General features: G+C 40.8%; 12 protein-coding genes. 9 read left to right on the forward strand and 3 right to left on the reverse strand.

Going from position 1 to position 10425, the window contains the following annotated elements; genetic code table 11:
* The first annotated feature begins 1059 nt into the window (after nucleotides 1-1059).
* From trpE to N782_RS04970, 9 genes are all read left to right on the forward strand, one after another.
* On the forward strand, nucleotides 1060-2586 hold the full coding sequence (trpE, locus tag N782_RS04930) for an anthranilate synthase component I (RefSeq protein ID WP_036816909.1): 1527 nt from the start codon (nucleotides 1060-1062) through the stop codon (nucleotides 2584-2586).
* The gene (gene trpD / locus N782_RS04935) at nucleotides 2579-3604 is read left to right on the forward strand and encodes an anthranilate phosphoribosyltransferase (protein ID WP_036816912.1); all 1026 of its coding nucleotides are present in this window, start codon (nucleotides 2579-2581) and stop codon (nucleotides 3602-3604) included. Before trpE ends, trpD begins: the two co-directional genes overlap by 8 nt.
* Nucleotides 3597-4373 carry an indole-3-glycerol phosphate synthase TrpC gene (gene trpC / locus N782_RS04940; RefSeq protein WP_036816914.1) on the forward strand — a complete coding sequence of 259 codons (777 nt, stop codon included), beginning with the start codon at nucleotides 3597-3599 and terminating at the stop codon, nucleotides 4371-4373. Before trpD ends, trpC begins: the two co-directional genes overlap by 8 nt.
* On the forward strand, nucleotides 4354-5010 hold the full coding sequence (locus N782_RS04945; protein ID WP_036816918.1) for a phosphoribosylanthranilate isomerase: 657 nt from the start codon (nucleotides 4354-4356) through the stop codon (nucleotides 5008-5010). The genes trpC and N782_RS04945 overlap by 20 nt, the downstream gene beginning before the upstream one ends.
* On the forward strand, nucleotides 4991-6193 hold the full coding sequence (trpB, locus tag N782_RS04950; protein WP_036816920.1) for a tryptophan synthase subunit beta: 1203 nt from the start codon (nucleotides 4991-4993) through the stop codon (nucleotides 6191-6193). Before N782_RS04945 ends, trpB begins: the two co-directional genes overlap by 20 nt.
* Nucleotides 6186-7001, forward strand: a complete 816-nt coding sequence (gene trpA, locus N782_RS04955; RefSeq protein ID WP_036816922.1) for a tryptophan synthase subunit alpha — start codon at nucleotides 6186-6188, stop codon at nucleotides 6999-7001. The genes trpB and trpA overlap by 8 nt, the downstream gene beginning before the upstream one ends.
* Before the next feature lie 36 nt (nucleotides 7002-7037).
* Complete coding sequence (locus tag N782_RS04960; protein WP_036816924.1) at nucleotides 7038-7631, forward strand: anthranilate synthase component II; 594 nt, start codon at nucleotides 7038-7040, stop codon at nucleotides 7629-7631.
* Nucleotides 7632-7804: 173 nt separating this feature from the next.
* Nucleotides 7805-8134 (forward strand): hypothetical protein, encoded by a 330-nt coding sequence (locus tag N782_RS04965; protein ID WP_036816927.1) that lies wholly within the window; start codon nucleotides 7805-7807, stop codon nucleotides 8132-8134.
* Nucleotides 8135-8243: 109 nt separating this feature from the next.
* Nucleotides 8244-8573 (forward strand): DUF3139 domain-containing protein, encoded by a 330-nt coding sequence (locus N782_RS04970; protein WP_036816930.1) that lies wholly within the window; start codon nucleotides 8244-8246, stop codon nucleotides 8571-8573.
* A 135-nt stretch (nucleotides 8574-8708) separates the two neighbouring features.
* Here N782_RS04970 and N782_RS04975 read toward each other — a convergent pair whose 3' ends face one another.
* The 3 genes from N782_RS04975 to N782_RS04985 form a co-directional block, all read right to left on the reverse strand.
* Nucleotides 8709-9614: a pseudouridine-5'-phosphate glycosidase gene (locus N782_RS04975; RefSeq protein ID WP_036816932.1), complete on the reverse strand. Its 906-nt coding sequence runs from the start codon at nucleotides 9612-9614 to the stop codon at nucleotides 8709-8711.
* A gap of 193 nt (nucleotides 9615-9807) precedes the next feature.
* Nucleotides 9808-10044: a hypothetical protein gene (locus N782_RS04980; protein ID WP_036816936.1), complete on the reverse strand. Its 237-nt coding sequence runs from the start codon at nucleotides 10042-10044 to the stop codon at nucleotides 9808-9810.
* Between the two features lie 15 nt (nucleotides 10045-10059).
* The gene (locus N782_RS04985) at nucleotides 10060-10332 is read right to left on the reverse strand and encodes a hypothetical protein (RefSeq protein WP_036816939.1); all 273 of its coding nucleotides are present in this window, start codon (nucleotides 10330-10332) and stop codon (nucleotides 10060-10062) included.
* Between the last annotated feature and the right edge of the window lie 93 nt (nucleotides 10333-10425).

Consider the following 10425-nt stretch of genomic DNA (forward strand, 5'->3'; position numbering starts at 1 on the left):
ATTTTAGAGATGCTTGCGGACATATGGTATCTTATTTGTGAAAAAACACCCAACATTAAGCTGATTTAGGCCAAATAGCGTACTGGATGTCCGTTACGAATGCAAAACAGCCTTTAAATCGACGAATAAGAGACTATATGTCCGCTAGAATAGCTTGACTTTATGTCATAATCATTTTTTCGCTTCGTAAATACTACCATTCAGAAAACGTACCCTTTTAACCAGACCATGTTTCCGTTCATCTCAATAGAAGCAAAGGTGGCCGTGGAACAAGGAGACTCCCGCCGGAGAAAGAGGTAGGCAAGACCCCGGAAAGCCCCGACCTTGGGCTTGAGGAGGCTTGCCAGCTCGCCGGCAGGACGCGAGTTGTTCCACGGCCACCTTTATTCCATTTAAAGAAACGGAAACATCTCTCATCCCCCATAATATCTCGAATCCAAGTCTTCAACATAATGGTGCTTATATGGAAGAACATAAAACTATTCCCTTATATCAACACCAAACGTTTTCACAGCCTATACAAAAAACCGCTAATCCCTCATAAACGAATATTTCAAAATTGACAGAATTCAATCGATATATTAAACTTACAAACAAGTTTAGAGAAGATACGAGTATAGTATATAGAATGATAGAAATTGTTTAAGAAAAGAAAGTGCGAGGTCTGGCGCTTACATGTCTAGCTCCAGCGCCCAGCGACTAGCAAACTTCCTGCTCCTCCTTACGATAAGTCAACATCGGATCGCTACCGCTCTCCGTGTTTCCTTTATCTCATACGGAGCCGTCCAGTTTGTACGTCGCTAAACGGGCGCTTGCGCATTTCTTCCGGCGATTCACGCTAGAGAGCGTAAATGTCGGACTGACCTACAATCTGTAGGCTCTAGGTAAGTAGATGAGATTAGTTGAGACGAGAATGAGACAGCTGAGTTGAGGTAGGAGAAGAGCATATAAGCAGAGTGAAGGTTTATTTTTTGAAGGCCCATAACGCCATGGGTTTATTTCCACATCTGTAAAACCTCAACCTACTCATTCTCCATAAAAATGGAGAGGTGAGAAACCATGAAAGATTTTCCACAATTTTTACAGGAGTCGTACACCTATCAGACGATTCCGATTACGTATCAATGCTACAGTGATACGTTAACCCCAATACAAATGTATGATCGCTTGCGCGAAGAAGCGGTTTATTTACTAGAGAGTGGTGACCATTCCTCCAATTGGTCCCGATATTCCTTTATTGGATTACATCCGTTTTTAAAAATTTACGAAGAACAAGATCAAATTTTCGTTGAAGATAAAGATACTCAAGCGAAGAGACAAGTAGAGAATTTGCAAGAGGCTTTCCAACAAACGTTTGAGGAATTAAATGTATTGTTACCTCATGTGCCATTGCCATTTCAGGGTGGTGGTGTAGGATTCGTTTCCTATGATGCAATTTCCGATATGGAAAGGGTTCCAAAGCATGACAATAATGATCTAGACCTTCCGCATTACCAGTTTCACTTTTGTCGAACGCTAATTGCCTATGACCATCAAAAAGATACGATGAACGTCATTCGATATGTGCGAGTGAACGAAGAAGATGATGAGGTGAAACGAAAGCTACGTTATCAAGAAGCTGTAGATAGCATTCAACATCTGTTAGAGCAATTACAAAAGCAACAACGCTCTGATTTTATGATTCCGTTCCATCAATCTAACGATGTAAATCTAGATGATGTCGTAACGAATTATGAAAAAGAAGCGTACAAACGTGATGTAGAAAAAATTAAGGAATATATTCGCGCAGGAGACATTTTTCAATCTGTCCTATCGCAACGATTTTCTAAAAAAATAGCAACAGATGGTTTTCAGTTATATCGAGTCTTACGTCATCTGAATCCGTCCCCCTATATGTTTTATTTGTCATACGAAGATTATGAAGTGATTGGTAGTTCACCTGAACGATTGATTCAAGTGGCAAACAATCAAATTGAAATTCATCCCATAGCTGGTACTCGTAAAAGAGGCGCTACACCTGAAGAGGACGAAGCGTTAGCTCAAGAAATGAGTGAGGATGAGAAGGAAAAAGCTGAACATTTCATGCTGGTCGATCTTGCTAGAAACGATGTTGGTCGTGTAGCTTCATTTGGTACGGTGCAAGTTCCGGTACTTTCAGAAGTAACTCGTTTTTCTCGCGTGATGCACATGATTAGTAAGGTTACAGGAGAGCTAAAAGAAGGTGTCCATCCAATTGAAGCATTTGAAGCCGCTTTTCCAGCTGGAACGTTATCTGGCGCCCCTAAAATTCGAGCAATGGAAATCCTTCAAGAGTTAGAGCCTACGGCGAGAAACCTCTATGGTGGTGGTGTCGTTTACTTTGGCTTTGATGGAAACATGGATTCTTGCATCGCGATTCGTACTATTCTACTAAAGGACCAAACAGCATATGTGCAGGCTGGAGCTGGTGTTGTCGCTGATTCAGATCCTGAGAAAGAGTGGCAGGAGACAGTGAATAAGGCGAGTGCTTTACTACAAACAATCGAGACTGCTGAACAACTATTCCAAGACCAATCCAAGGTGAAGGAGGAAACCCACTATGCTTAAGCCTGTATTAGATCGTTTAGTTCAACAAGAAACCCTATCAGAGGCCGAGGCCTTTGACGTAATGGATCAAATCATGAAAGGGAATATTCAAACAGAACAACTCACTAGTTTACTGTCCTTATTACGGTTCCGAGGTGAAACGGTACAAGAATTACTTGGCTTTACCAAAGGGATGCGTCAACATATGAAGACGATTCAACATGATGAAGAGGTAATCATTGATACGTGCGGAACCGGCGGAGATGGGTTATCCACCTTTAATATTTCCACTGCAGTCGCGATTGTGTTAGCTTCTTTTCAAGTAAAGGTTGCCAAGCACGGGAATCGAAAAGTTTCCTCTTCTAGCGGTAGTGCAGATGTGCTGGAGCTATTAGGTGTTCCGGTTGATACAACACCAGAGCATGCTGCTTATATGTTAAAAGAAAAGGGAATGACCTTTTTATATGCACCACTTTATCACCAAGCAATGAAGCATGCTGTACCAGCAAGGAAATCACTTGGTTTTCGAACGGTATTTAACCTACTCGGACCTTTATCGAACCCAGCGAATTCCAAGCATCAAATGATTGGTATTTTTGATACATCTTTAGCAGAAAAGCTTGCTCAAACATTAAAATATCTAGGCTCAGAACATGTGCTATTAGTCACTGGAGAAAATGGATTAGACGAAATTTCCATAACGGGGCCAACAGATATGGTGGAACTTAAAAAAGGTAAAATCAGTCGTTCTACATTTTCACCTGAGGATGTTGGAATCCAAACTGGTACGTTATCGGATATTCAAGTTGAAAATAGTGAGCAGAGTGCTCTGCTAATACAACAGATTTTTCGTGGAGAAGCCAATCATAGTGCCACAAATATCGTCGTGTTGAACGCAGCTGCAGGGTTGTACATTGCAGGAGAAGCTAACTCCATGCAGCAAGGTGTAGAAATGGTGCAGCAAGCGATATACGACGGACAGGTACTGCATTATTACAATGAGTTATGCCAACAGGAAGAGAGGGTACGTCATGCTTGATCAAATTCTACAACACAAACGTCAGGAACTAGATACACTAGAACTTCCACCATATGAGAATGTAGAAAGACGTTCCTTATATGAAGCACTAAAGAATAGTCATTTTCCTGTAGGATTAATCGCAGAGATAAAAAAAGCCTCGCCATCTAAAGGGGTTATTCAAGAGAATTTTCGACCTGTGGAGACAGCCACTTTTTATGAGCGAGCTGGCGCAAGTGCGATTTCCGTGCTTACGGACCAACGATTTTTTCAAGGGCACCGTCAATACATTTCCGATGTAAAAAAGCACGTTCGTCTGCCAATTTTACGAAAAGATTTTATTATCGAGGAAGAACAAGTTGAGGAAAGCGCACGTATAGGAGCGGACGCCATTTTATTAATTGGAGAAGCGTTAGAAGCATCTAAGCTACATGAATTATACAATTCGGCTCGGGAAAAAGGAATGGAAGCATTGGTAGAGGTGCATAGTGAAGAGGTTTTAGCGAACATTCTGAAACATTTTGAACCAGTTATCGTTGGAGTCAATAACCGTGACCTAACAACCTTTGAAACGAGCTTGGACCAAACTGAACGAATGGCTTCGTATATCCCTGATAATAGCTTACTCGTTAGTGAAAGTGGTATCTTCACTCGTGAAGATATTCTACGTGTGAAACGGGCTGGAGCAGAAGCGGTGCTCATTGGGGAAGCATTAATGAGGCATGAAAATCCAATGGAGCAGATTGACATCATGATGAGGAGTGAAGCACATGAAAGGGCCAATGGTTAAATTATGTGGGAATAAATCACTTGAAGACTTCCAGAAATCTCAAGCATCAGGAGCACCTTATCTCGGAGTTATTTTTGCAGAGAGTAAACGTCAGGTGTTACCAGAACATTTAGCCTCATGGTTAAAACAGACGACATTGAATGATGATCAGTCAACAGTAGGTGTATTTGTGAAACCGACTATGAATGAGCTGGAGACGACACTACATTTAGTGGATATCGATATTATTCAACTGCATGGAAGAGAAACGGTAGTAGAGATTTTGCATATTAAGGAGCAGTTTGACTTACCTGTATGGAAAGCTATTCATCATTCAGATGACGCCATTGAAATGATGCGACTCTATCAAGGGGTCGTTGATGGATTTGTTGTCGATGCGAAAGTGAAGGGAGCATGGGGTGGTAGCGGTCAGCAATTTGATTGGAACGCGGTTCCTGCTTATATACAAGAAGGGCGTCGCCAAGGTGTACCATGCTTTATTGCAGGTGGGATAACACCTGAGAACGTGAAAGAGTTATATAGCTATAAACCAGATGGCATAGATGTGTCGAGTGGTACAGAAACCGATGGACAAAAGGATGTCGTAAAGATAGAAGCCATTGTAAGGGGGAAGAACCATGTCAGTAACATATCCTGATGCAAAAGGAAGATTTGGTGATTTCGGAGGAAAATTTGTACCGGAAACACTAATGGCACCTTTGCAAGAAATTGAAGCATATCTAACAGAAGCATTACAAGATGAGGAGTTTATTGCAGCCTTTCAACATGAATTGAAAACATACGGAGGTCGCCCAACTGCATTTACCTACGCAAATCAGCTAACGGAATCCTTGGGTGGTGCGCAAATCTACCTGAAACGAGAAGATTTAAACCATACAGGTGCTCATAAACTAAATAATGCGATAGGGCAAGCGTTGTTAGCGAAACGAATGGGAAAAACGAAAATTATTGCCGAAACGGGAGCCGGACAGCATGGCGTTGCTTCGGCGACGGTCGCTGCCAAATTAGGCTTGGAATGTAAGGTGTTTATGGGAGAAAAGGATATAGAACGCCAGGAATTAAACGTATTCCGTATGAAATTGCTTGGAGCTGAAGTAATCCCGGTTTCTTCAGGTAGTAAAACGCTTAAGGATGCTACCAATGAAGCGATTCGTCATTGGGTTGCTCATTGTGATGATGAATACTATCTGATTGGTTCTGTTGTAGGTCCACACCCATATCCCGAGATGGTGCGTAATTTCCAGCGAGTGATTGGAGACGAAACCAAAACTCAATTTGATGATGTTAAAGGTGGATTGCCAAATCGTATTTATGCTTGTGTAGGTGGAGGTAGTAATGCGATTGGCATGTTCTATCCGTTCCTTGGCACAGGTGTGGAACTTGTTGGCATTGAAGCGGCTGGAAGAGGAATTCAATCACCGGAGCATGCCGCAACGTTAACGAAAGGGACGCCTGGTATCATCCATGGTTCTATGACGTATTTGTTACAGGATGAATTCGGTCAAATCACAGAACCTTATTCTATTTCAGCAGGGTTAGATTATCCTGGCATTGGTCCAGAGCATGCTTATCTTCATGCATCCAAACAGGTTCGTTATGAATCCATTACAGACGATGAAGCTCTTGAAGCAATCAAGACGTTATCCCGTACTGAAGGCATTATTCCAGCCATTGAAAGTGCTCATGCTGTAGCCCAAGCGATAAAAGAAGCAGAAACGATGGATCCGAGCGAAACGATCGTTATTAATGTATCTGGTCGTGGGGATAAAGATATGAGCACCATTATGGAATACTTTGAAGGGAGTGACGGACTTGACTAATCATACAGTAACATCTACTTTTGCTCAACGATTGCCTAAAACAGAAAACATGTTCATACCCTTTATTATGAGTGGAGATCCAACTCCTGAACTTACCATAGAGTTAGCGTACACGCTACAAGAAAGTGGAGCGGACGTACTTGAATTAGGAGTTCCTTACTCTGATCCGTTGGCTGATGGTCCCACTATTCAACAAGCTGCTGCTAGAGCAATTGAACAAGGAATGACTATCCAAAAAGCGATTCAACTTATCCCAGAGATGCGCAAACGTGGTGTTCATATCCCTATTGTGTTGTTCACTTACTGCAATCCTGTCCTTCAATATGGGATGGAGACATTAGTAAAAGAACTGAAAAAGAATGAAGCTGATGGGTTATTGGTTCCAGATATTCCACTTGAAGAAAGTGAAGAGTTAAAGCAACATGCAGAAGCACATGGTATTCAACTCATCTCATTAGTTGCCCCAAATTCTGAAGAACGTATTAAAAGAATTGCGGAACAGGCTAGTGGTTTCTTATATTGTGTATCCTCATTAGGTGTTACAGGTGAGAGAGCAGAAATGGATCCAAATATTTCATCCTTCTTGGAAAAGGTGAAACATTATAGTTCCGTGCCTGTCGCAGTAGGATTCGGAATCTCAACGAATGACCAGGTACAACTCATGCACAACTATTCCGATGGGGTCATTGTTGGAAGCAAAATTATAAAAATCATTGAAGGAGAGCAATCAGCTCTTCTTAAAGAAGATACGAGAGATGAAGGACTTAAGCGAGTGAAAGAGCAGATTACCCAATTAATTAACTACTAGTAGAGAAGAGTATAGGAGAGAGAAGGTGAGCTGAGCATGATCCTCATAATTGATAATTATGATTCTTTTACCTACAATCTTGTTCAATACATCGGCGAGATGCATAGTGATATTACTGTGCGAAGAAATGATGAAATAGATGTGGATGAAGTCGAATTCCTTCAACCAGAAGCAATTGTTTTGTCACCAGGGCCTTGTACACCAAATGAAGCTGGAGTATGCTTGGATATCGTTAAAACGTATGCAGGAAGCATCCCTATTTTAGGTGTTTGCTTAGGTCATCAGTCGATTATCCAAGCCTTTGGTGGGAAGATTGTTGAAGTGAAAGAGTTGTTTCATGGAAAGACGTCGCAAATAATCCATGATGGCCAAACGATTTACAACCAAATTCCGTCTCCTTATACAGTAGGTCGGTATCATTCCTTAATCGCCAACGAAGAAGACATACCAGACTGTCTCACCATTACGTCGAAAACAGCAGATGGAGAGATTATGGGCGTCCGTCACGTGGACTTTGCGGTTGAAGGAGTACAATTTCATCCAGAATCTATTTTAACAACCCATGGAAAAAAACTATTAAAAAACTTCTTGGATTATTATCGAATAGGAGAAGCTATGTCGGTAAAGTAATGAAAAGAGTCTGAAGCGCAGCAGCGTTTTGGGCTCTTTTTTTATACAACTTTTATAAAAAGGGATCAAGAAAAGAGTAAAAAATTCTGAAAATTTATGATATAATAATAACACGTTATAGCTAATGTGTTTGAGGGTATAGCATTAGATAGAGAGAAAACGGAGGTATTATTATGGTTATTACAAAATCTTATTTAGAAGCAAATCATACAATCCTACAAGCCATTTCAAAAGCTAACTTACGACAGGAGTTAAAAACAAAAGCATTACTACAACAATTGCGCAAGGATTTTACATTAAGCGCACCAAATTGTTTATTTGAACTTCGGAATGGGGTATTTGTAGGAACAGGAGATTACATCGAAAGCAAAGATGGTGAGTTTTATTTCTGCTCTGCAAATGGAAGCTCAAAACCGGTAGATGTAGAATTTATTTATGAGTTTTGCCACGGCTGTGCAAAACACTTAGAAGATTATCCAAGATCCATTTTACGTGTGAAATAACGAGAAAGGCAAGAAGACAGTACATACCTACTGAATAAAGGAAGTGACTGTATTCTTGCTTTTTTTATACACTTGAGAATGTTACTTACGAAATTTAGGAGGGGGATGCGTGCGCGAAAAAGTTCGAGTGTGGCTTTTAGTTACCTTAATGGTATTGCCACTCTTTACATTTGGGTCATTAGAGGTGCGGGAACTTATTTTAGAAAAGCGGGTTATGGGCTACTTAATAGAAGAACGTGGTTATGATGAATCTGATATCAAAGAATTAATAACAGAATCAAGGGATTTTGCAGTAGAGACGATTGTCGTGTTCAGTGATGAACCGGAAATTCAGTATCAATATAAATCGATAAAAGGGAAAATTCATCAGAGTGGTTATGGGCTTGTAGCAGGTTTCTCCAAAAGTATGGAACAAGCCAATCTCATACATCTTGAGTGAAAAAAAGGATTTGGCCCTGGTTGTGTGATGGTTCATCATATGCCCAGGGACAAATCCTTTCTTAATGTGTAAGGATATTTTCAGTGGACAGTGGATAAAAGTGCTCTATTCTGACTAGAGTACTGACAAATATATTTAATAGTTATTATAATAATTATTGGCAATTTGAGCGGCGATTTTAGCGTTATTTTTGATAAGGGCAATATTTGCTTTAACACTTTGGCCATTTGTTTTCTCATGTATCGTTTTTAAGAGGAAGGGGGTGATGTCTTTTCCTGTTACATGTTGATTGTTGGCTTCTTGCAAGGCTTCAAGGATAATGGAGTGCATCCAATCCGGATCAATGGCTTCTTCCTCAGGAACTGGTACAGCAATATGCACAGATTGATCCAATGTTAGGTGATCTTTTGTCCTCATTAAGGAAGCGGCTTCTTCTTTTGAAATGGTTTCAACGGTTATGCCACTATCTGTTGTGTAAAAGCCGGGATAACGCGTCGTCTCATATCCATACACAGGTACCCCCAATGTTTCAAACATCTCAAGTGTATTTGGGACGTCTAAAATGGATTTAATACCTGCAGAAACAACGCAAATATTACTTTTGGCAAGGGTGTTCAAATCATTTGAGACATCCATTGAATTAGGAAAGTCTCTATGTACACCACCAATACCACCTGTAGCAAAAAAGCGAATGCCAGCTTGACTAGCTGCATAAGACGTAGTTGCGACAGTTGTAGATCCGGTCTGGCGCTTTGTTAACACACCCGGTAGGTCCCGAATTGAAGTTTTAACGACTCCCTCTTCTGTTGCGAGCCTTTCGATATCCTCTTCATCTAATCCTACTTTAAGTTGGCCATCTATTATAGCAATTGTAGCCGGTACAGCCCCTTCTTCACGAACAATGTCATGGATACGTAGCGCCACCTCTTTATTGTCTGGGTATGGCAAACCATGTGAAATAATAGTGGATTCAAGTGCCACAATAGGTTTTTGTTCTATAAAAGCCTCTCGGATTTCATTACTAACATGGAGCGTCTTCATTTCAACGTAACCCCCTTTTCTATTTATTGTAAGCGATTTACTTAATGATGTCAGGTGAAAAGGGAGGTACATAATTGGATAAATACAAAAAAGAGCTTGGATTTCCAAGCCCTTTTTGGGACAAGGGGACAGGTCCCTCATGTCGCTTTGGGGCGTTTGTGCTTTGGCGATGTCCAGCTCCAGCGCCTTTCTGCTACAAACGTAAAAATTTTGGTATGGACATCATGCCTAATAAGTTTAGGTCGTTTTCTTTTCCTTTAGTTTTTACCTTTTTCATGAAGGTTTTCATGAATTCTTCCCAAATATCGAGGGTGATTTTCTTTTCGGATGAGTCTTCTTTAACATTTTGTATAGACGTATCGAGGGCATGTTCTAAATGAATCATTGCTTGTCGTAGGGAATCTACGACTTCTTGTTGGTTTTGATTCATCTACATTACCTCCTTTTATTTAGTCTTCTGTGGTTCATCGTCCATTTCGATTACTTCACAGTCGATGACATCGAGTTTATCGAGCTGTCTCTTCATGCGTTCAAATTTCACTTCTGCCACCATATCTTCCATTCTTTCCTTGGTGCATACAATGAAATAGTTCATTTCTTTGGATATTTCACGTACCATAGGTCGGAGGGTTTGTCGTACGACTGGGTAAATTGCAGTACCTGCAACTACGATGACTGAGCCGACTAAAGCCCGTTGTACATATCGTTGAATGATCAATTTCTACACCTCCTATCCTATGAGTTCTATTACGTTCAGCCTAACCGAAACCCCGATATCCTATACATACGGGGCAGGTTGATAAAGGCTGAT

The sequence above is a fragment of the Pontibacillus yanchengensis Y32 genome (assembly GCF_000770635.1).
In the GTDB taxonomy this organism is placed as follows: Bacteria; Bacillota; Bacilli; order Bacillales; family BH030062; genus Pontibacillus; species Pontibacillus yanchengensis.

What these genes read in the sequence shown, in the direction of transcription:
- trpE (WP_036816909.1), top strand. Translation starts at nt 1,060, where the DNA reads ATGAAAGATTTTCCACAATTTTTACAGGAGTCGTACACCTATCAGACG.
- trpD (WP_036816912.1), top strand. Translation starts at nt 2,579, where the DNA reads ATGCTTAAGCCTGTATTAGATCGTTTAGTTCAACAAGAAACCCTATCA.
- trpC (WP_036816914.1), top strand. Translation starts at nt 3,597, where the DNA reads ATGCTTGATCAAATTCTACAACACAAACGTCAGGAACTAGATACACTA.
- N782_RS04945 (WP_036816918.1), top strand. Translation starts at nt 4,354, where the DNA reads ATGAAAGGGCCAATGGTTAAATTATGTGGGAATAAATCACTTGAAGAC.
- trpB (WP_036816920.1), top strand. Translation starts at nt 4,991, where the DNA reads ATGTCAGTAACATATCCTGATGCAAAAGGAAGATTTGGTGATTTCGGA.
- N782_RS04960 (WP_036816924.1), top strand. Translation starts at nt 7,038, where the DNA reads ATGATCCTCATAATTGATAATTATGATTCTTTTACCTACAATCTTGTT.
- N782_RS04965 (WP_036816927.1), top strand. Translation starts at nt 7,805, where the DNA reads ATGGTTATTACAAAATCTTATTTAGAAGCAAATCATACAATCCTACAA.
- N782_RS04975 (WP_036816932.1), bottom strand. Translation starts at nt 9,614, where the DNA reads ATGAAGACGCTCCATGTTAGTAATGAAATCCGAGAGGCTTTTATAGAA.
- N782_RS04980 (WP_036816936.1), bottom strand. Translation starts at nt 10,044, where the DNA reads ATGAATCAAAACCAACAAGAAGTCGTAGATTCCCTACGACAAGCAATG.